The 19,792-nt window shown below is 61.5% G+C and carries 20 protein-coding genes; 7 read left to right on the top strand and 13 right to left on the bottom strand.

Annotation, left to right across the window (positions count from 1 at the left end):
• Positions 1-113: 113 nt before the first annotated feature.
• Positions 114-1,493, top strand: a complete 1,380-nt coding sequence (locus VVT58_RS05715) for a methyl-accepting chemotaxis protein (protein WP_327752191.1) — start codon at positions 114-116, stop codon at positions 1,491-1,493.
• 65 nt (positions 1,494-1,558) lie between these two features.
• Here the strand turns inward: VVT58_RS05715 and VVT58_RS05710 are convergent.
• The 8 genes from VVT58_RS05710 to VVT58_RS05675 all read right to left on the bottom strand — a co-directional run bounded on the left by VVT58_RS05710 (position 1,559) and on the right by VVT58_RS05675 (position 10,441).
• Positions 1,559-2,319 (bottom strand): IS5 family transposase gene (locus VVT58_RS05710; RefSeq protein WP_351999964.1). Its coding sequence is split into 2 segments (ribosomal slippage): positions 1,559-1,992 and positions 1,992-2,319, totalling 762 coding nucleotides; the frame shifts between segments, so codons are not numbered across the junction.
• A gap of 133 nt (positions 2,320-2,452) precedes the next feature.
• Positions 2,453-3,481, bottom strand: a complete 1,029-nt coding sequence (locus VVT58_RS05705) for a hypothetical protein (RefSeq protein ID WP_327754423.1) — start codon at positions 3,479-3,481, stop codon at positions 2,453-2,455.
• A gap of 93 nt (positions 3,482-3,574) precedes the next feature.
• Positions 3,575-3,988 carry a GFA family protein gene (locus VVT58_RS05700; RefSeq protein ID WP_327754422.1) on the bottom strand — a complete coding sequence of 138 codons (414 nt, stop codon included), beginning with the start codon at positions 3,986-3,988 and terminating at the stop codon, positions 3,575-3,577.
• A gap of 4 nt (positions 3,989-3,992) precedes the next feature.
• The gene (locus VVT58_RS05695; RefSeq protein WP_066561703.1) at positions 3,993-4,838 is read right to left on the bottom strand and encodes a MoxR family ATPase; all 846 of its coding nucleotides are present in this window, start codon (positions 4,836-4,838) and stop codon (positions 3,993-3,995) included.
• A gap of 67 nt (positions 4,839-4,905) precedes the next feature.
• Positions 4,906-5,604 (bottom strand): DUF6975 family protein, encoded by a 699-nt coding sequence (locus VVT58_RS05690; RefSeq protein WP_327754426.1) that lies wholly within the window; start codon positions 5,602-5,604, stop codon positions 4,906-4,908.
• A 208-nt stretch (positions 5,605-5,812) separates the two neighbouring features.
• Positions 5,813-7,858: an RNA polymerase sigma factor RpoD gene (gene rpoD, locus VVT58_RS05685; protein WP_066557224.1), complete on the bottom strand. Its 2,046-nt coding sequence runs from the start codon at positions 7,856-7,858 to the stop codon at positions 5,813-5,815.
• Between the two features lie 42 nt (positions 7,859-7,900).
• Positions 7,901-9,799, bottom strand: a complete 1,899-nt coding sequence (dnaG, locus tag VVT58_RS05680; RefSeq protein ID WP_327754421.1) for a DNA primase — start codon at positions 9,797-9,799, stop codon at positions 7,901-7,903.
• Between the two features lie 189 nt (positions 9,800-9,988).
• Positions 9,989-10,441, bottom strand: coding sequence for a GatB/YqeY domain-containing protein (locus VVT58_RS05675; protein ID WP_327754420.1), 453 nt, complete (start codon positions 10,439-10,441; stop codon positions 9,989-9,991).
• 154 nt (positions 10,442-10,595) lie between these two features.
• On the opposite strand from VVT58_RS05675, the gene carA reads away from it, so the two are divergent.
• The 6 genes from carA to VVT58_RS05645 all read left to right on the top strand — a co-directional run bounded on the left by carA (position 10,596) and on the right by VVT58_RS05645 (position 17,415).
• Entirely contained in the window at positions 10,596-11,756 is a 1,161-nt protein-coding gene (gene carA / locus VVT58_RS05670) for a glutamine-hydrolyzing carbamoyl-phosphate synthase small subunit (RefSeq protein ID WP_327754419.1), read from the top strand.
• Positions 11,753-12,121, top strand: coding sequence for a ribonuclease E inhibitor RraB (locus VVT58_RS05665; protein ID WP_327754418.1), 369 nt, complete (start codon positions 11,753-11,755; stop codon positions 12,119-12,121). The genes carA and VVT58_RS05665 overlap by 4 nt, the downstream gene beginning before the upstream one ends.
• Complete coding sequence (locus tag VVT58_RS05660; protein WP_327754417.1) at positions 12,121-12,861, top strand: hypothetical protein; 741 nt, start codon at positions 12,121-12,123, stop codon at positions 12,859-12,861. Before VVT58_RS05665 ends, VVT58_RS05660 begins: the two co-directional genes overlap by 1 nt.
• 1 nt (position 12,862) lies before the next feature.
• Positions 12,863-16,198 carry a carbamoyl-phosphate synthase large subunit gene (carB, locus tag VVT58_RS05655; RefSeq protein ID WP_327754416.1) on the top strand — a complete coding sequence of 1,112 codons (3,336 nt, stop codon included), beginning with the start codon at positions 12,863-12,865 and terminating at the stop codon, positions 16,196-16,198.
• An 81-nt stretch (positions 16,199-16,279) separates the two neighbouring features.
• Positions 16,280-16,756: a transcription elongation factor GreA gene (gene greA, locus VVT58_RS05650; protein WP_066557239.1), complete on the top strand. Its 477-nt coding sequence runs from the start codon at positions 16,280-16,282 to the stop codon at positions 16,754-16,756.
• A gap of 5 nt (positions 16,757-16,761) precedes the next feature.
• Positions 16,762-17,415, top strand: a complete 654-nt coding sequence (locus tag VVT58_RS05645; RefSeq protein ID WP_327754415.1) for a rhomboid family intramembrane serine protease — start codon at positions 16,762-16,764, stop codon at positions 17,413-17,415.
• Positions 17,416-17,427: 12 nt separating this feature from the next.
• Here VVT58_RS05645 and VVT58_RS05640 read toward each other — a convergent pair whose 3' ends face one another.
• From VVT58_RS05640 to VVT58_RS05620, 5 genes are all read right to left on the bottom strand, one after another.
• A complete protein-coding gene (locus VVT58_RS05640; RefSeq protein ID WP_327754414.1) occupies positions 17,428-17,649 on the bottom strand; it encodes a DUF4170 domain-containing protein in 222 nt (73 codons plus the stop codon).
• 106 nt (positions 17,650-17,755) lie between these two features.
• On the bottom strand, positions 17,756-18,376 hold the full coding sequence (locus VVT58_RS05635) for a hypothetical protein (protein WP_327754425.1): 621 nt from the start codon (positions 18,374-18,376) through the stop codon (positions 17,756-17,758).
• Entirely contained in the window at positions 18,369-18,692 is a 324-nt protein-coding gene (locus tag VVT58_RS05630; protein WP_327754413.1) for a hypothetical protein, read from the bottom strand. The genes VVT58_RS05635 and VVT58_RS05630 overlap by 8 nt, the downstream gene beginning before the upstream one ends.
• Positions 18,689-19,045 (bottom strand): phage holin family protein, encoded by a 357-nt coding sequence (locus tag VVT58_RS05625; RefSeq protein ID WP_327754412.1) that lies wholly within the window; start codon positions 19,043-19,045, stop codon positions 18,689-18,691. The genes VVT58_RS05630 and VVT58_RS05625 overlap by 4 nt, the downstream gene beginning before the upstream one ends.
• Positions 19,046-19,101: 56 nt before the next feature.
• Positions 19,102-19,722 (bottom strand): hypothetical protein, encoded by a 621-nt coding sequence (locus VVT58_RS05620; RefSeq protein WP_327754411.1) that lies wholly within the window; start codon positions 19,720-19,722, stop codon positions 19,102-19,104.
• Positions 19,723-19,792: the final 70 nt, after the last annotated feature.

Below are 19,792 nucleotides of genomic sequence, written 5' to 3'. Positions count from 1 at the left end.
TGTCCGTCAGCTTGGCCGAGTATGCAAGCTCCGCGGCGTTGTCGGAATGTTAAGTGTTGCAATGCATCGTTAACAAGGCAGTATCCATATCGGGCGGAATAGGGCGGCGATCATTGGAAAACGGGGATTTATTGACTGATCTGGGGGAGCGATCGGGCGACATCGCATTGCAATGCAGCGAAACGGCGGGCTTCCTGGGGGAACTGACGCGGCGCATCCAGGCCGATTCCGCGCATCTGGTCGAATTGCAATCGACCATGGAAACGTTGGCGATCAGCCAGAATGAAAGCGTGCTGGCGGCGCAGGAACTCAGCCTCACCGCGCGCCGGGCCGGAACCATCATCGCTCAGGGACACGAAACCATCGGGCGTTCGCTGGGGCAGATCACGGAACTCATCGAGAATGTGACGGGACTGGAAGGGCATTTGCGCCAGTTTTTGGACGTCATCGAAACGGTGGGCGACATTTCCGATCAGCTCGGCGCCATTGCCCGCCAGACCCGGCTTCTGGGCGTCAATGCGGCGATCGAGGCGGCGCGGGGCGGAGAAGCGACCCAGGGTTTTGCCGTGGTAGCGGACGAAATCCGGCGGCTGGCCGGGCAGGCGGGGGAGTCCGCCGCGTCCGTGGGAGACAAGCTGGGTCAGCTCGATCGCGACGCGCGCCAGTTGATCGGCGGGGTGGAGGCCAATATCCTGCGTGGCCGCGACGTCGGTTCCCATATCGACACGCTCCGGATCAGCATGGCCGAAATCGCCTCGTTGGTGACGCAATTCGGGGCACGGTCCGACACGATCGTCACCTGCACGGATGAGGCCGACAGCGATGTGGCGGCGCTGCGGCAGGGTCTTGCCCGGTTCAGCCGTTCCTCGACGGAAAGCGCCACCCGCGTCGAAACCGCGCGCGGCCATCTGGAAGGTCTGGAGGGGATGGCGAATGCGATGCTCAACACCGCCGCGCACAGCGGTCATGTCACGCGCAACAGCCGCTATATCGCCATGGCCGAAGAGGGCGCCGAAGAGATGCAGGCGCTGATCGAGCAGGCGCTGGCCGAGGGGCAATTGGACATGGCCGGCCTGTTCGACACCGCGTACCGGCCGCTGCCCGGTTCCGAACCGGCGCAATATGAAAATGGCTTCACCGCCTTTGCCGACCGCTTCGTGCGGCCCTTGCTCGACCGGCGGACGGCGCAGGACAGCGCGATCGTCGGCTGCTGCCTGATCGACATGAACGGCTATCTGCCCACCCATATCAGTGCGCGCAGCCAGTCGCAGCGGCCCGGCCAGACGCGCTGGAACATGGAACATGCACGCAACCGCCAGATATTCATGGACAGCCAGACCCGCCGCGCACTGGATGGGGAAGGGGACTTCTTCCTGTTCACCTACCGCCAGGATCTGGGCGAGGGGCGCTATCGGGCGCTGCGCAGCGTATTCGTGCCGCTGATGTTCGGCGGTCGGCGCTGGGGACTTTATGAAGTCGGCTATCTCATTTAAATTCTAAAGCGGTTTGCGATCCGATTGCATCGGATCAACCGCTCTAGGTTGTAGTGACGATTTAATCATTTGAGCCATAGCATGATGCTGGCGAGTTTGACGAAGCCGAGAAAGTTTGCGGCGAGCTTGTCATAGCGGGTGGCGATGCGTCGCCATTGTTTGAGCTTGGCGAAGAAGCCCTCAATGCCCCAGCGGTGTTTGTAGGCGATGCGGTCGTAGGGATGCTGATATTTGCGATGGCGGCGAGGCGGGATGACCGGTTCGCCGCCTTGCTCGTAGATGAGGTCGTGCAGGCTGTCGGCATCGTAGGCGCGGTCAGCCAGAACCTTGCCGGCCGGGATGCCGCGGATCAGATCATGGGCGGGTGCCATGTCGTTCTGCTGACCGGGGCCGAGGATGAAGCGGATCGGCAAGCCAAGTGCATCGACTACGGCGTGTACTTTGGTGCCGAACCCTCCTCGCGAGCGGCCGAGAGCCTGGGCTTGAGCGCCCCCCTTTTAACCCGTGCCCCAGCCGCCTGGGCCTGAGCGCGGATCACAGTCGCATCGATCGCCAGCCACTCAATGTCGGGATCATCCGACACGGCCTCGAAGATCCGGTCGATCACGCCCTGCTGGACCCAGCGATAATAACGCCGCTTGGCCGTCTGATAGGGGCCGAACTTCTCCGGCAGATCACGCCAGCGTCCGCCTGACCGGGCCAGCCAAAGCAACGCATCGAGAAACAAACGCCCGTTACTGCGCGGGCCGCGCTTGCCCTTGCGTCCCCCCGGAACGAACTCACGCAGCCGCTCCCATTGATCGTCCCGAAGCACTTCGCCTTCCACACCAGCCTCCAAAAGCCAGTGGTGAATCACAAATCGGCGACGACGTGAATCCCTAAAATGTCACTACGCCCTAGATTCCTTGTTTTACGCGATTTCCGAGTCATCAGATGATTCCATCTGATTGGAAATTGCTCTAGCGCAGCTTCGTGTCCGCCGTCCGCATCGTCATCTCGCCATTGGCGGCGTAATCGGCGGTTGCTCCGGCCTGGGCGGTCTGGGGATCCTTTCCGTCCAATATCTGAGCGATCTGCCGGGCGCTCGGCACCTTGTCATAGATGCCGTAGAGATCGGTCTGACCCACCGAATGGATCGAAAGCTGATAGCCCCGGCCCGCTTTCGCCGGGTCGAACGCCACCACCGTGCCCGCATCGTCCACCGGCACGATAATCGCGCCGTCTGCCGCGCCCGCCTGCTGCAGAATGTCGTAGCTGCCTTCAGCCGTATCGACCTTTCCCCGCACGCAGAGCGGTGCCTGCCCTTCACGCGGGAGGGAAATATCGGCTGGCTCAGCTACCGTTCGCGTGGTCAGTCGCGCATCGCCGCCATCATTGGCTGGACACGCAGCCAGTCGCGCCGGCTTTGTCGCATGGATGGAGACCGGGTTGTCGAAACGAAGGCCGGCCAGCATGCCATCCAGTCCGGCCAGCACTTCCTTCCGGCGTTCCGTCGGCCCGGTGACGCGCAGCTTCACCACCCAGCGCCCCGCATGCAGGAAAGCTGCCGCAGTCGTGAGCGCGCCGTCCGCCGCATCGTCATAAACGGCGCGGATCGCGCCATCGGCATGTCCCGCCACAGCCACAGCCGCATAAGCGGTGCGATGCGTTCTGGCGCCGAAACGCTCCATCACCGCCTTGTCCGTCATATAGGCGGCGAGGGAGGCGTCGGCATAGCTCGGCAGATAAACATAGAGCGTCGCCTGGATCGCGCCATCATCCGACAGATATTGGGCGTAATTGTCGATGCCCTTGCCGCCGTTGGAAACCTCCCCGCTCTTGGATAGCGACAGGCCTGCCACGCTTTGCGACATGCTGATTCCGGCGGCATTGGCGCGCAGGGTTGTGGCAGTCGGTGTCCAGGCTTCCCGTTCCTCGGCGGCGCGCACGAGCGCAGGCGCTGACAAGGCCAGCACCGCCGATAAAAAGGACAACGCACGCTTGGGCATTGGCATCCTTCCCCTATTCTTGACCGTCTTTTCGCGGCTTGGAATGTCAGGAGGAAGGTTGAGCCGAAATGCAGGGTCTGCGCAAGCGGGCTTTTAGGCGACCGGGGGAATTTGTGCCGGATAATGGGGCAGATCCGGGTCCAGATGCGCCCAAGCGGGGGCCGCATCGGTCCAGATGACCGCCTGAGGGGCCAGAAGATCGGGATCGTTCAGCGCTCCGGCCCGGATGAAGGTCAGGTGCGGACGCGATTCGGCCAGGCTGAACAGAGGCGTGCCGCATTCAGGACAGAAACCGCGACGCATCGCATTGCCGCTGTCCGCGACGGCATGATGCCAGCGCACCTCACCCGTGGTCGTCACTTTGTCGGAGGGGAAGCAGACATTCACCGTCCCCGACCCGCCGCCCAGATATTGGCAGAGCCGGCACCAGCACATGCGCGCCGCCATGGGCTCCGTGTCGATGCTGATCCGGACCTGTCCGCACAGGCAACCCGCACCATGCGCCATGGCCTCAGCGTCCCTGCCTTCTGGCCATGAAGGCGAGCCGTTCGAACATCATGACGTCCTGCTCGTTCTTGAGCAACGCGCCATGGAGCGGCGGGATCGCCTTGGTGGGATCACGGTCCTGCAACACGTCGAGCGGCATGTCCTCGGCCAGGATCAGCTTCAGCCAATCGAGCAATTCGCTGGTCGAGGGTTTTTTCTTGAGGCCCGGAACCTCCCGGATTTCGTAGAAAATCTCCAACGCGCGGTTGACCAGGATTTTCTGGATGCCGGGGAAATGCACGTCGATGATTGCCTGCATCGTCTCCCGGTCAGGGAATTTGATATAGTGGAAGAAACAGCGGCGCAGGAAGGCGTCCGGCAGTTCCTTCTCATTATTGGATGTGATGACGACGACCGGCCGTTCCTGCGCCGCCACCGTCTCGCCCGTTTCATAGACATGGAAGGCCATGCGATCGAGTTCCTGCAACAGATCGTTGGGAAATTCGATATCGGCCTTGTCGATCTCGTCGATCAGCAGCACGGGCAAAGTGGGGGACGTAAAAGCCTCCCACAGCTTGCCCTTGCGGATATAATTGCCGATCTCATGGACGCGTGGATCGCCAAGCTGGCCGTCGCGCAACCGGGCCACGGCATCATATTCATACAATCCCTGATGCGCCTTGGTCGTCGACTTGACGTTCCATTCGATCAGTGGAGCATTGAGAGCCGTGGCGATTTCCTGCGCCAATACGGTCTTGCCGGTGCCCGGTTCACCCTTCACCAACAGGGGGCGGCGAAGCAACACCGCAGCGTTGACGGCCACCTTCAGATCATCGGTGGCGACATAATCCTGCGTGCCTTCAAACCGCATATTCTTGTTCACTCATCCTGCTTGCACTGGCCCAACTATGGCAAAGCAGGGATGGAGCGCAAAGCCTTTATGCGCGATTCAAGACTTGGTCTTTGCCGGCGCGGATCTTTGCGCGGGCTTGAAGCACGTCCCAAAGCCCGCGATGCTGGTTGAGCAATTGGCGCGCTCCGAACAGGATGGCGCGATTGATCGCATCATCCCCGCCGATTTCCCGGGCAACCTCCAGCGTCGCTGCGCGGTCCGGCAGGTCGCAGACATGGGGTTCCAGTCCGACGCGGATCGCGGCGATATCCAGAATGTGGCGCACGGCCCGCCAATCGAGAACCAGCGCGATCGCCGCGCCCATGGCGCAGCCGCGACGGTCCGATTGCGCCAGCATGTCGAGCGCGTGGCGCTGCTGGCTGACGACCGTTTCGCAATCGCTTTGTCCTGCGGTGCTGGGGGCGGGGCCGACCGCGACCGTCACCTGCGTCAGATAGGCCCGTTCCCGCGCAAAGGCATCCGCCGCCTGGATCAGCCAGCCGCGCGCCGCATTGTCGGCCGACCGCGTGGCGGCATGGTCGATGACGCCTGGATGCCGGCCATGGAGCAGGCAAAGATAATAGGCTCCGTCCGCCAGATCGGGCAGTGACAGCGTCGCATTCGGCCCGAAGCTTGCGCGGGCGCCGCTGGTATAGCCATGACCGGCGGTGCCATCGGCGGCCACGACGGCCTCCAAAATCTGCGATACATCGCCAAATTGGTAGCGCGGTGCTGCTTCGCTCATCATCTTCCCCTGGGCCCCGGTGCTGGCGAGGCATCATCGGAACGACCCTAGAGAGACGAGGTAAAAGAGGAGTTTACGCCATGAAAAAAGGGCGGCCCGAAAACCGCCCTTTTGGATCATTTTACCGCGCCTTAGCCTCGGCCTGCCGAGGCGCCCTTACCCGTAGAAGCCTCGGCCTGCCGAGGCACCTTCTCCTGTCAAAACGCCTCTATTGGTCGAGGAAGCTGCGCATCTTGCGGCTGCGGCTGGGGTGCTTGAGCTTGCGCAGCGCCTTCGCCTCGATCTGGCGGATGCGTTCGCGGGTCACGCTGAACTGCTGGCCCACTTCCTCCAGCGTATGGTCGGTGTTCATGCCGATGCCGAAACGCATGCGCAGCACGCGTTCCTCACGCGGCGTCAGCGAGGCGAGCACGCGGGTGACGGTTTCCTTGAGATTCGCCTGAATCGCGGCATCCACCGGGATGATCGCATTCTTGTCCTCGATGAAATCGCCCAGATGCGAATCTTCCTCGTCACCGATCGGGGTTTCGAGGGAGATCGGTTCCTTGGCGATCTTCATCACCTTGCGCACCTTCTCCAGCGGCATGGACAGGCGCTCGGCCATCTCCTCCGGAGTCGGCTCGCGGCCCTGTTCGTGCAGGAACTGGCGGCTGGTGCGGACCAGCTTATTGATCGTCTCGATCATATGGACCGGAATACGGATGGTCCGCGCCTGATCCGCGATCGAGCGGGTGATCGCCTGACGAATCCACCAAGTGGCGTAGGTGCTGAACTTGTAGCCGCGCCGATACTCGAATTTATCGACCGCTTTCATCAGGCCGATATTGCCTTCCTGAATAAGATCAAGGAATTGCAGGCCGCGGTTCGTATATTTTTTAGCGATGGAAATGACGAGACGCAGGTTCGCCTCGACCATTTCCTTCTTCGCGATGCGCGCCTCGCGCTCGCCCTTCTGCACCATGTTCACGATGCGGCGGAATTCGCTCAAGGACATGCCGGTCGCCTGCGCGATTTCGCTGACCTCGGTGCGGATACGCTCCACCGCGCGGCCCTCGGCGGCGGCAAAGGCGGCCCATTTCTTGTCGAGCCCCGACACCCTGTCCATCCAGCCGTCATCCAGCTCATGGTTCACATAGCGGTCGAGGAAGTCCTTGCGGCTGACCTTGTGGCGCTCGGCCAGGCGCAGCATCTGCCCGCCCAGCGCGGTCAGGCGCCGGTTATAGGCATAGAGCTGGTCGACCAGATATTCGATCTTCTGCTGGTGGAACTGGACGCTCTCGACCTCGGCGGTCAGTTGCTCGCGCAGTTCCTGATAATCGTCCTCTTCCTTCTGGCTCAGCGTCTCACCGATCGCCATGGCAATCATGCGTGTTTCCTGCGCGTTCGAGAAGGCGCGGAAAATCTCGGTGATGGTCGCGAACTTCTCCAGAGCCATGGGCTTCAGAGTCTCTTCCATCTGGGCAAGGGAGAGGGTGTTGTCTTCCTCTTCTTCCTCTTCCACCCGGCGCGTGCGGCGTTCGGTCAGGCCGTCTTCATCCTCATCGGCGTCGGCGGATTCTTCTTCCGGCTCTTCCTCTTCCTTGAAGCTGGGGCCAGCGGTCTTCTCGCTGATTTCGCCATCATCGTCCTCGGCGCCTTCCTCCAGATTTTCCGGAGCCGGATCTTTGGACAGCATCGCGTCGAGATCGAGAATCTCGCGCAACTGCATCTCGCCATTGTTGAGCGCGGTCGACCATTCGATGATCGCGTTGAACGTCGTCGGGCTTTCGCACAGCCCCAGGATCATGGTGTCGCGACCGGCCTCGATCCGCTTGGCAATGGCGATTTCGCCCTCACGGCTGAGCAGTTCCACCGCGCCCATTTCGCGCAGATACATGCGCACCGGGTCATCGGTGCGATCGACGGTCTCTTTCTTTTTCTCGGCTACCGGACGCGGCGAGCCATCGTCTTCAGCGCTGTCATCGCTGCTGTCGTCATCGCTGTCGTCTCGGCTGTCGTCGCCATCCTCGCTGGCTTCTTCATTCTCGACGATGTTCACGCCCATTTCATTGAGCGCGGACATGATGTCCTCGATCTGCTCGGAGGACATCTGGTCCTGCGGCAGAGCGTCGTTCAGCTCGTCATAGGTGATGTAGCCGCGCTTCTTGGCGCGGGCGATCAGCTTCTTTACCGACGCTTCATTCAGATCCAGCAGCGGCGCATCGCCGGTATCCTGTTCCTCGCCCGCACCCTTGCTGTTCGCCTTGCTCGCCATTTATTCGCCTTAACTGCGTCGACCCGAAAAGGGGCGATCTAATCAAACAATATCTTCGGGCTGCGCCAGTTCCGCTATGCGAGCCAGATGGTTCCGATGAGCGGTCAGAGCCTGCTGTTGAGCAGTCAGATTCTCTTCGTTCACATCTTCCATCAGCCGCCGGGTGGCTTCAGCCAAATTCAATTCGAGCTCCGGCCCTAGCGCAATTTCCCCAATGACCTCATCCAGATCGCGCTGCACGCGATCCGAGTCGGTCTTGCTTCTGTGGGGGGTGAATGTGAACGTGTCGGCCCGAAGCATCCCCTTCGCCATATTATACACTTCACCTTGCCCCAATATGGTAAGGAGGCCACCGGTTTCAACTGTTTCTTTGCCGAATGAGGCCGCGATCATCACGTTCAGCAATTCCGCCAGGGCGGCGTCAGCGATTCGCAAGCCTGAAAGCATTTCCCGATGCAGCGCGATTTGTTCCGGATGCCGCAGGAGACTGGCGAGAACGGCGCGCAAAAGCCTTTGTTCCATGCCGCTTGCACCGATCGCCCGAGCCTCGTTTCCGGCGGGTGGAAGAGGTGGCTTCCAATTGCCCCGCCGATCCCGTTGCCAGCCGGAGCGCGCGCCACCACCACGTTGATGCCGGGGTTGAAAAGGCGCCCGCGCAAAGAACAACGCATCATAACGCTCGCGAAAAGCATGGATATAATGCGCCCGCACATCGGGATGCGCGATGGCGTCGGTGATGGCGGAGAGCCGCTGCTTGAGCGCGGCCTTCTGTTCCGGCGTGTCGAGAGGGGCCGCCGCTTGCTCATATTTCCACAGACGTTCGACCAACGGCTCGGCCGCGCTCAACACGGCCTCCATGGCCGCAGATCCCTCGGCACGGATCAGGTCGTCGGGATCCTGTCCGCCCGGCAAGGTCGCGAAGGCCAGGCTCATCCCCGGTTGCAGCATGGGCAAGGCACGCGTCGCTGCCCGGATCGCCGCTTTCTGCCCCGCCGAATCGCCGTCGAAACAAAGGATCGGCACGTTGGCCATTTTCCACAGCCGCTCAATCTGATGCTCGGTCAGCGCTGTCCCCATCGGGGCCACCGCCTCGCCAAAACCCGCCTGCGCCAGCGCGATCACGTCCATATAGCCTTCGACGACGATGATCCGTCCCTTCTGGCGACTGGCCGGCGAGGCGCGGTCGATATTGTAGAGCGTCCGCCCCTTGTCGAAGAGCGGGGTGTCGGGCGAGTTCAGATATTTGGGTTCGCCCGCGCCAAGGATGCGCCCGCCAAAGGCAATGACGCGGCCCCTAATGTCCCGGATCGGCAGCATCAGCCGACCCCGGAAGCGATCATAGCTGTCGCGCTTTTTGATTTTGCCGTCGTCCGGCTCGGCTCCATCAGGATCGATCAGCAACCCGGCTTCGATCAGCAAAGCTTCGCCAAAATCCTTGAGCGCGGCCTTGAGCCGCCCGCGTCCGTCAGGCGAAAAGCCGAAGCCAAAACTTTTGACGGTCGTTGCGCTCATTCCCCGCTTCTGGAGATAGGCCCGCGCCTCCGCGCCCTCGATCCCGCCTAGCTGCTCCTCGAAAAAGCTTTGCGCCGCCGCCATGACGTCGTGCAGCCCCTTGGCCTGCTCCGCTCGCTTTGCCGCGCGAGGATCGGGGGCAGGGACCTCCATCCCCGCCGTCTGCGCCAGTTCCTTCACGGCCTCCATGAAGGGCAGGCCGCGCTGATCGGTCATCCAGCGGATCGCATCCCCATGCGCACCGCAGCCGAAGCAATGATAAAAGCCCTTCTCGTCGTTGATGGTGAAGCTGGGCGTCTTCTCATTATGGAAGGGGCAGCAGGCCTTATACTCGCGGCCCGCCTTCTGCACCTTCACCGTCCGCCCGATCAGGGTGGAGAGCGACGTTCGGGCGCGCAATTCATCGAGAAAGGCGGGGGATAGGCTCATCCTTGCTGCATATCCTCATGCGCGGGTCTATTTCCTCCACACCCGTTCGTTTCGAGCCGCCCGATCAGATGCTCCAGATTGCCGGCATGCCTGGTATGATAGCGCCCGTCCGAGCATCGCAGCATGTAGGTCCAGAACGCCATCATCCGATTATGCCGGAACCCATGCCAATGTCGAGCCGGAGCCCGATCAGGTCAGAGCCGCCTTCACCAGCCCGCTGGCCTTGCTCATGTCGATCACCGACCCATGCCGTTCCTTCAGCACAGCCATGACCTTGCCCATATCCTTGACGCTCGCCGCGCCCACTTCAGCCTTTATCCCTTCGATCGCGGCCCTGGTCTCATCCTCGCTGAGCTGCTGCGGCAGGAAGCTTTCGATCACGTCAAGCTCGGCCTGTTCCTTCGCGGCCAGTTCATCGCGCCCGCCATTCTTGAACATCTCGATGGATTCGCGCCTCTGCTTGGCCATCTTCTGCAGCACTTCGACCACGACCACATCGTCATCCGGCACATTCGAAGCGATACGCAGCTCGATATCCCGGTCCTTCAGCTTCGCGAGGATCAGGCGCACGGCGGCCAGCCGATCCTTCTCCCCGGCTTTCATGGCAGTGACCTGGGCACTCTTAACAGCGTCGCGAATCATGCGAATGAGTCCTGTTCGTTGGGAAAGGATCAGATATAACGCCAAAAGAGATTTTTAACAGGAGTTGACCCGACGGCCTCACACGCATAGGTGACCGGCCGTTTAACCCGCTTGAGACGGGTTCTTAGCAAAAGCATAAAAGGACGATATGACCATGGCTGACGCCAAGACCCTCATTGTGCCCAAAGGAGCGACAGGGGTATTGGTTTTTGCCGATGGCTCTGCGGTGTTCGGCCGTGGTTTCGGCGCGACCGGCGATGCGGTGGGCGAGCTGTGCTTCAACACGGCGATGACCGGCTATCAGGAAGTGATGACCGATCCCAGCTATGCAGGCCAGATCGTTACCTTCACCTTCCCGCATATCGGCAATGTCGGCACCAATCTGGACGATGTGGAGGCGGACGCCCCCCATGCGCTGGGCTGCGTCGTCCGTCAGGATGTGACCGAGCCGAGCAATTTCCGCAATGTCGAACCTTTCGACCAGTGGATGAAGGAAAAGGGCCGCATCGGCCTCGCCGGGGTCGATACCCGTGCGCTAACCCGCATGATCCGTGTGAAGGGCGCGCCCAATGTCGTGATCGCCCATGATTCCGAAGGCCGGTTCGACCTCGAAGCCCTCGCCGCCAAGGCTGCGTCGTGGCCGGGCCTCGAAGGCATGGACCTCGCCATCGAAGTGTCGGGCAAGGAACGCCTCTGGAAAGACGGCGTGTGGAAGCTGGGCTTCGGCTACGGCCTGAATGAAGCGGGTGAAGAGCGCCCCCATGTCGTCGCCCTCGATTATGGCGCGAAGAACAATATCTTCCGCAATCTGGTGAAGGCCGGCGCCCGCGTCACCGTGCTGCCCGCCAGCGCCAGCTACGAGCAGGTGATGGAGCAGCAGCCCGACGGCGTGTTCCTCTCCAACGGCCCCGGCGATCCGGCCGCGACCGGCGAATATGCCGTGCCGGTGATCCGCAAGCTGCTGGACGCCGACTTGCCCGTCTTTGGCATCTGCCTCGGTCACCAGATGCTTGCGATTGCTGCTGGCGCCAAGACGATCAAGATGCATCAGGGCCATCGCGGCGCCAACCACCCGGTCAAGCGCCTGTCCGACGGTCTGGTCGAGATCACCTCGATGAACCATGGCTTCGCGGTCGATGCCGATACGCTGCCCGCCAATGTGAAGCCGACCCATGTGTCGCTCTTTGACGGTAGCAACTGTGGCATCGAACTGACGGATAAAAAGGCCTTTTCTGTCCAGTATCACCCCGAAGCCTCGCCCGGCCCACAGGACAGCTTCTACCTGTTCCAGCGCTTCGTAGAGGGGCTTAAGTGAGCCTCAACCTGCCCCCGGTTGACGAAGCCCGCCTCGAAGCGGAGTGGCAGGCGGACAAGGAAGTCCTCGCCAATCTCGCCGCCAATGGCGACGTGGCCCGCATCGCGCGGCCCGTGGACGTCAGCTTCAAGGGCAGCGAAAAGGATTTCGAGCGCGTCCTGACCATCGCCAGCCAGTTCGGCTTCGTCGAACTGGACCGGGAGGAAGATGAGGATGGCGACTTGTTCCTCTTCCTCGAATGCGAACAGCCGGTCGACGAACAGTCGATCCGCGCCCTGACGAAGAAGTGCCTCCAGATCGAAATCCTCTGCGGCGTCGAATATGACGGTTGGGGTTGCGAAGCCCGGACAGGGGGCGTGCATTAATGAACGCAATTGACGAGTATATTTTCGTTGCGCTTGCGAAGATGTCAATTCGGCAAGATCAGCTTGCTCAATCATATCAATTTAAGCCTGAGGTGGAACAGGTTTTATCAAGTCTCTTCGTGAAGGCTTTGCGCGCTTATGGTGTTGACCCTGAGCCTAAAATCCCTGATTTGGCAAAAAAACTATTCGAAGATTTGTATGAATATGGAGCCATAGAAAAAAACAGTGATCCTGTTGCTGGTGATTACTATCGGCTTTCTTATGAAAAATATGTTGGCTGGAAAAAATATTATTTAGCCAACAGTGGTGTTGCCAAGCGTTCTTCAATAATTGGTCCCCGCTTTTTACGAGATGCGTTTAATGCGCATTATAATGGACCCTCTGTTCATGAATCGGTTGAAGATGAAGTTGTGTCCGAAGTGCCTAATATCCCAGCTTCGGATCGACTTGTTACCGTGGCCCATAATTCCCCAGAATATGAGGATTTAGTTCAGAGAACAGAAAGCGCTTCTGAAGCTATTAGATCTTCTAACTCGATAGATGAAGAAGAGCGAGGCTGGATTCGGACCCACATTTCCGCTGGTTTGGAATTTATAAAGAATAGAAAAGTCTTGGCGGGGGCAGTGTCGGCTCTTCTTCTGGAGCCGCTATTAAGCGCTTATGACTCGGTCGCGGAAGAGCCTGCGAAACAAGCTATCCTTACGGCGATACAAGCCGTTCGCTCATTTTTCGGATTTTGATATGCCTAAAAGAACCGACATCTCCTCCATCCTCATCATCGGCGCTGGCCCGATCATCATCGGCCAGGCTTGCGAGTTCGACTATTCGGGCACGCAGGCGGTGAAGGCGCTCAAGGAAGAGGGCTATCGCATCATCCTGGTGAACTCCAACCCGGCCACCATCATGACCGACCCGGAATTTGCCGACGCGACCTATGTCGAGCCGATCACGCCCGAAATCGTGGCGAAGATCATCGAAAAAGAACGCCCCGACGCGGTGCTGCCGACCATGGGCGGCCAGACGGCGCTCAACACGGCGCTCGCGCTGTTCAATGACGGCACGCTGGAGAAGTTCGGCGTCAAGATGATCGGCGCCGACGCCGAAGCCATCGACAAGGCGGAGGATCGCCTGAAATTCCGCGACGCGATGGACAGGATTGGCCTCGAATCCGCCCGCTCGCGCATCGCGCACAGCATGGAGGAGGCGCTGGAGGCGCTGGAATTCACCGGCCTTCCCTCGATCATCCGCCCCAGCTTCACGCTCGGCGGCACCGGCGGCGGCGTTGCCTATAATAGGGAAGAGTTCAAGCGGATCGTCATGGAGGGTCTGGATGCCTCCCCGACCACCGAAGTCCTGATCGAGGAATCGCTGCTGGGCTGGAAAGAATATGAGATGGAGGTCGTCCGGGACCGGAACGACAATGCCATCATCATCTGCTCGATCGAAAATATCGATCCGATGGGCGTCCATACCGGCGATTCCATCACCGTCGCGCCCGCGCTGACTCTGACCGACAAGGAATATCAGATCATGCGCAACGCGAGTATCGCGGTACTGCGTGAAATCGGCGTGGAAACAGGTGGTTCGAATGTACAGTTCGCAGTCAATCCGAAGGATGGCCGCCTGATCGTCATCGAGATGAACCCGCGCGTCTCCCGTTCCTCGGCGCTGGCGTCGAAGGCGACCGGCTTTCCCATCGCCAAGGTCGCGGCGAAGCTGGCCGTCGGTTACACGCTGGACGAGATCGAGAATGACATTACCGGCGCGACGCCCGCCAGCTTCGAACCGACCATCGATTATGTCGTGACCAAGATTCCGCGCTTCGCCTTTGAGAAGTTCAAGGGGAGCGAGCCATTGCTCGGCACCGCGATGAAGTCGGTGGGTGAGGTGATGGCGATCGGTCGCAACATCCATGAATCGATGCAGAAGGCGCTGCGCGGTCTGGAAACCGGCCTGTGCGGCTTCAATGAGGTGGAACATCTGGTCGGCGCGCCCAAGGATGACATCGTCGCCGCGCTCGCCCAGCCGACCCCGGATCGTCTGCTGGTTGCCGCGCAGGCTCTGCGCGAAGGGCTGAGCGTCGCGGAAATCCACAATATCGCCAAGTTCGACCCCTGGTTCCTGGAGCGGATCAAGGAAATCGTCGACGCCGAAGCGGAAATCCTCAGCAACGGCCTGCCGCAGGATGCGGACGGCATGCGTCGCCTGAAGGCCATGGGCTTCTCCGACAAGCGCCTTGCTTACCTTGCACTCAAGTCCGCCAATCTGCGCGGCATGGAGCGCGGCATTGCCCGTGGCTCGGGCCTGATCCACGAAGCGGTCAAGGCCATGACCGGCGGCGTCACCGAGGACGAAGTGCGGAGCCTGCGCCACAAGCTCGGTGTGCGCCCGGTCTTCAAGCGCATCGACACCTGCGCCGCCGAGTTCGAGGCGAAGACGCCCTACATGTATTCGACCTACGAAGCCCCGATTTTCGGGCAGGCCGAGAATGAAGCGCAGCCCAGCGATCGCAAGAAGGTCGTGATCCTCGGTGGCGGCCCGAACCGCATCGGGCAGGGCATCGAGTTCGACTATTGCTGCGTCCACGCCTGCTTCGCGCTCAGCGAAGTCGGCTATGAGACGATCATGATCAACTGCAACCCGGAAACGGTGTCGACCGACTATGACACGTCCGACCGCCTCTATTTCGAGCCGCTGACGGCTGAGGACGTCCTTGAAATCCTGAACGTCGAAATGTCGAATGGCACGCTGGCCGGGGTCATCGTCCAGTTCGGCGGCCAGACGCCGCTCAAGCTGGCGCAGGCGCTGGAGGATGCGGGCATCCCGATCCTGGGCACCTCGCCAGACGCCATCGATCTTGCCGAGGACCGCGAGCGGTTCGCCGCTCTGATCGACAAGCTCAAGCTCAAGCAGCCCGCCAACGGCATCGCCCGCAGCCGCGAGGAGGCCATCGCGGTCGCCAACCGCATCGGCTATCCGGTGCTGATGCGCCCGTCCTACGTCCTTGGCGGCCGCGCCATGGAGATTGTCGACGGCCAGGCCCAGCTTGAGGAATATATCGCCACCGCCGTTCAGGTGTCGGGCGACTCGCCCGTGCTGATCGACCAATATCTGCGCGATGCGGTCGAGGTGGACGTGGATGCCCTGTGCGATGGCGAAGATGTCGTGGTCGCCGGCGTGCTCCAGCATATCGAGGAGGCGGGCGTCCATTCGGGCGATAGCGCCTGCTCGCTGCCGCCCTATAGCCTGTCAGACGAGGTGATCGCGGAAATCGAGCGCCAGACCGACGTTCTGGCTCGTGCGCTGTCGGTACGCGGCCTCATGAACATCCAGTTCGCGGTCAAGGACAGTGTGGTCTATCTGATCGAGGTCAACCCGCGCGCCAGCCGCACCGTGCCCTTCGTCGCCAAGGCGATCGGCACGCCCATCGCCAAGATCGCCTCGCGAGTCATGGCGGGCGAGAAGCTCAAGGATCTGCCGAAGATCGACCGCAACGCGATTTCGCATATCGCGGTCAAGGAAGCGGTATTCCCCTTCGCCCGCTTTGCCGGTGTCGACCCCGTATTGTCGCCTGAAATGAAGAGCACCGGCGAAGTCATGGGCATCGACAGCGACTTCGCGACGGCCTTCGCCAAGGCGCAGCTCGGCGCGGGCACCGTTCTGCCCAAGAGCGGCACGGTGTTCGTGTCGGTCAAGGACAGCGACAAGCCGGTGATCCTGCCTGCGGTGCAGAAGCTTTGCTCCCTCGGGTTCACCATCATCGCGACCGGCGGCACCGCCCGCTATCTGGAAGAGCAGGGCATCGCCGTGCAGCCGGTGAACAAGGTGGCCGAAGGGCGCCCCCATATCGTCGACAAGATCACCGACGGCGACGTCGACCTGATCTTCAACACGACCGAGGGTTGGCAGTCGCTCAAGGACAGCAAGGCGATCCGCACCAGCGCGTTGCGGGCCAAGGTCTCCAGCTTCACCACGGCGGCGGCCAGCGTCGCGGCGGCGAACGCGATCGAGGCTCTTCGGGGCCATGCCCTTGAAGTGCGATCGCTCCAGTCCTATTATCCCCTGTCGCAAGCCTGATCCCCTGCATAAGGAAGCACGCTGCGGGTGGCCCCATGGTAGGGGCCGCCAAAGGGAAGTTTTGACGAAGGATTTGCAATAATGGCGACCGTCGAGAAGATGCCGATGCTGCAAATGGGCTATGACAAGCTCAATACGCAGCTCCGCGAGTTGAAGGCCGAACGGCCCCTGATCGTGGACGCCATAGAAGAAGCGCGCGCACATGGGGACCTCTCCGAAAACGCCGAATATCATGCGGCCAAGGAACGGCAGGGCCAGGTCGAAGCGACGATCGCTGACCTGGAAGACAAGCTGTCGCGTGCCCAGATCATCGATCCCACCACGCTTTCGGGCGACAAGATCGTGTTCGGCGCGACCGTCACCCTGCTCGATGAAGATGAAAAGCCGGTGAAATATCAGATCGTGGGGCAGGCCGAGGCGGATGCCAAGGTCGGCATGATCAGCTATAACAGCCCGATCGGCCGCGCGCTGATCGGCCGTCAGATCGGTGAAGAGGTCGAAGTGTCGGTCCCGTCGGGCGACAAATTCTACCTGGTCGACAAGATCGATTTCATCTGAAATCCATGAAACTGCCTGCTGGCCGCATGACCAACGGGATCGCGGCGATGACTTTCGTCGCGTTCCTGTCGATCTATCTGACCGGGCAGGTCGACAATGCCGCGATCATCGCGGGCTTCATCCCTGCACGGGTGGAGGATGGCGCTCTGCTCGCCGGAATGGCGGCGGTGCCGGTATGGCTGACGCCGCTCAGTTGCACGTTGGTTCACGCAAACTGGCTGCACATCGCCTTCAACCTGTTCATGTTCGTCTTTTGCGGACGGCAGGTGGAACATGTTCTGGACAAGGGCGCCACTCTGGCTCTGTACGTGGCGGGGGCTTATGGGGCGACAGCGCTGCAATGGGCGGTCGACCCGCACTCCACCAATCCGATGGTCGGGGCGAGCGGCGCGATTTCCGCGATCATCGCAACTTATGCGCTGCTTTACAGCCAGCAGAATGTCCGGCGGATCGGTCCGTTTTCGGCCAATCTGGTGCGCGCGCTATGGCTGGCGGCAAGCTGGATCGCGATCCAGTTGATGATCGGGCTGGCCGGAGGATTTGGCGATCTGGGCCAGATCGCCATTGCCGCGCATATTGGCGGATTCCTGGTGGGGCTGGTGTTGACGCGCCCGCTGCTCCGCTGGCGTTTCCGCAAGCGCCCCCAGCCCCTGTCCTGAATGTAAACGTCCTTATCCGGTCGGCAATTCCGGTTCCAGCAGACGGTGCAGATGCACGATCACATAGCGCATCTCCGCGTCGTCGACCGTCCGTTGCGCCGCGCCGCGCCAGGCGTTTTCCGCCGCGGCATAATCAGGATAAACCCCGACCAGCTCGATGGAGTTCAGATCTTCGAATTCGAGCGTCTGGGGATTTTTGACGCGACCACCCATTACAAGGTGTAGCTTGCTCATGGTATCTTATGTTCTCCCGTTCGGTGAAACATATACCCTAGCAGGCCGCCCGCACCCATCCAAGGGGGCAGGCGGCCAGATCAGCATGCTTTTGGCGATGAAGCGATTAAGCTTTTGGCAACCGCGCTTTCAATGCGTCGCTAATCGCCTCGACCTTGGCCGCGACCAGCGCGATCACATCGTCCGCGAGGCGAGAGGTCTTCCCTCCCAGATCGGCGGAAGCCACCGCATCCCGAGCCGAAATGGCCGCCTCCTTCGTTCCCTCGGCAGCATTGTTCAGCGCTTCGCCCGTGCTTGACTTCAGGCTTTCCGCGCTTTCCGCCGCCACTGCCTTGGCAGCGAGCGCGGCCTCCAGCACTTTCGCGCTCGCGCTTGAGGCAATGCCGGGCAAAGCTTTCATCGCAGCGCGGCTCTTGGGGAACATCCATGCGATGACCGCGCCCGCCGCCACGGCTCCGGCCACGGCAACGATGGGATGTTCCTGAACGATCTCATTGGCGCGCGCGGCAACACGCTGGGAGCGTTCCCGCGCATCGGCATAGGCGGCGTTGGCCTTGTCGCGCGCCCGATCCCGCGCATCCCCGGCCCGTTCCTTGCTCGTCTGGATCAGGCCGCCGGCGCCTTCCATGGCTCGGTCTGCCGTATCGCGGAACTTGCCCGATGCGGTTTCAGCGATGTCGTTCGCCGCCTCGCGGGCGCGGGTGATTTGAGCGCGGATATCAGCCATCATCAGTCTCCGAAGTCTCTTCTGTGCGGTTCCTTATCCGAACGTATATCCGCTGGAAAAGTGCCCCAAGCGGACGGCGCAGCAAATACAGCGCCAATGCGCCGATCGCTGCCGCCGTTGCGGCCGGCCGTTGCCGGACCTTCGCGGCGGCGTAGGCGGTGCCGTCCAGAAGGGTTTCGGTCGCCTTGCCCTTCGCGTCCTGCTTCAGTCGGGCGGGCATAATACGCGCCTTGGCGGCAAGGGCGCTGGACATGAAGGCAGTCCTGCGGGCATCCGCCCGCGCCACCGCGGCGCGATAGGCTTCTTCCCGTTTCATGACTTCACCGCCTTCTTCATCCGGTCGATCCGGCCCTTGGCGATCAGCAACAACAGCAATGCGACGATCAGAGCGCCGCCGAATACCGCGCAGGTCGCCCAGCCTGTTCCCAGATGGGGCGCCAGCGCCAGGATGAAGCCCACCAGGCAGGCGACGATCGCGGCAAAGATGAGCATGATGCCCACCGCGGCAAAGATCAGAGCATCGCGCAACCCGGCGCCGACAATGCCCGCGCGCAGTTTCTGCCGTTCGACTTCGGCTTCCGCATAGGCGCGCCCGTCGGCGTACAGGCGCGTGAAAACATCCCGGACGGTCTCGTCCTGTGCCTCGGTCTGCAGGGGCTCTTGCGTCAAAACTTCCTCCGCCCCGGCGCCGGGGCTTTATCGTCCTTCACTTGCGCAGGACGTGCTCAGGCGTCTTCGTCGGAACCCTTGGCAAGCCGCATCAGCACGAAGCCGACCACCGCAGCCGCGCCGATCGCCACGGCAGGGCTCTTCCGCACGAAATCGCGCGCTTCGGTCATCAACTGATCGACATCCTTGCTGTCCAGCGTCTTTGCGGCACCGGCTACCGATTCTGCGGCCTGGCGGGCATAATCGCCATATTGGGGGCCAAGCTTGGCATCGACCGTGCCGGCCGTATCGGAAATCAGCTTGGCCAGGCTCTGCATGGCCGATCCGGTCTTGTCCTTGGCGACGCCGGCCGCCGACTTGGCGGTCTTGGATGCCTGATCCTTGATCGGGTCGATATGCGCTTTCCAGTCGACGGCGTTGATTTTGTCGGCGGCTGCCTTCGCCGCTTTTTCCGCTTGCGCCTTGATCGGGGCGATCTGGGCGGTCCAGCCATGCGCGGCGGCGCCATTGCCGGCGGTCTTGGGAGCGGCTGCCTTGCGGGTGGCGGCGGTCTTGACGGGCGCGGCCTTCACCAACGTGCCGGAGGAGGCGGCCTTGGCCGGTTTGGCCTTGGCGGTCTTGGCCGGGTTGGCTTTTCTGGCGCGCTTGGCGGGCGGGGTTTCCGGGGTGTCGGCCATCGTCCTATATCTCCCTTTGAAATACGGTGGAATTGCGAAGCGGGCAGGCGGCTTTGCTTCTAATGCTTCG

Source organism: Sphingobium sp. SJ10-10, assembly GCF_036038995.2.
Taxonomy (GTDB): domain Bacteria; phylum Pseudomonadota; class Alphaproteobacteria; order Sphingomonadales; family Sphingomonadaceae; genus Sphingobium.
Note: the sequence above shows the minus strand (reverse complement) of the source record. Positions and strands in the feature narration are given on the sequence as shown.

Coding starts and splice junctions, on each gene's coding strand:
- VVT58_RS05705 (WP_327754423.1), bottom strand. CDS start 3,481: ATGCCCAAGCGTGCGTTGTCCTTTTTATCGGCGGTGCTGGCCTTGTCA.
- VVT58_RS05700 (WP_327754422.1), bottom strand. CDS start 3,988: ATGGCGCATGGTGCGGGTTGCCTGTGCGGACAGGTCCGGATCAGCATC.
- VVT58_RS05695 (WP_066561703.1), bottom strand. CDS start 4,838: ATGCGGTTTGAAGGCACGCAGGATTATGTCGCCACCGATGATCTGAAG.
- VVT58_RS05690 (WP_327754426.1), bottom strand. CDS start 5,604: ATGAGCGAAGCAGCACCGCGCTACCAATTTGGCGATGTATCGCAGATT.
- rpoD (WP_066557224.1), bottom strand. CDS start 7,858: ATGGCGAGCAAGGCGAACAGCAAGGGTGCGGGCGAGGAACAGGATACC.
- dnaG (WP_327754421.1), bottom strand. CDS start 9,799: ATGAGCCTATCCCCCGCCTTTCTCGATGAATTGCGCGCCCGAACGTCG.
- VVT58_RS05675 (WP_327754420.1), bottom strand. CDS start 10,441: ATGATTCGCGACGCTGTTAAGAGTGCCCAGGTCACTGCCATGAAAGCC.
- carA (WP_327754419.1), top strand. CDS start 10,596: ATGGCTGACGCCAAGACCCTCATTGTGCCCAAAGGAGCGACAGGGGTA.
- VVT58_RS05660 (WP_327754417.1), top strand. CDS start 12,121: ATGAACGCAATTGACGAGTATATTTTCGTTGCGCTTGCGAAGATGTCA.
- carB (WP_327754416.1), top strand. CDS start 12,863: ATGCCTAAAAGAACCGACATCTCCTCCATCCTCATCATCGGCGCTGGC.
- greA (WP_066557239.1), top strand. CDS start 16,280: ATGGCGACCGTCGAGAAGATGCCGATGCTGCAAATGGGCTATGACAAG.
- VVT58_RS05645 (WP_327754415.1), top strand. CDS start 16,762: ATGAAACTGCCTGCTGGCCGCATGACCAACGGGATCGCGGCGATGACT.
- VVT58_RS05640 (WP_327754414.1), bottom strand. CDS start 17,649: ATGAGCAAGCTACACCTTGTAATGGGTGGTCGCGTCAAAAATCCCCAG.
- VVT58_RS05635 (WP_327754425.1), bottom strand. CDS start 18,376: ATGGCTGATATCCGCGCTCAAATCACCCGCGCCCGCGAGGCGGCGAAC.
- VVT58_RS05630 (WP_327754413.1), bottom strand. CDS start 18,692: ATGAAACGGGAAGAAGCCTATCGCGCCGCGGTGGCGCGGGCGGATGCC.
- VVT58_RS05620 (WP_327754411.1), bottom strand. CDS start 19,722: ATGGCCGACACCCCGGAAACCCCGCCCGCCAAGCGCGCCAGAAAAGCC.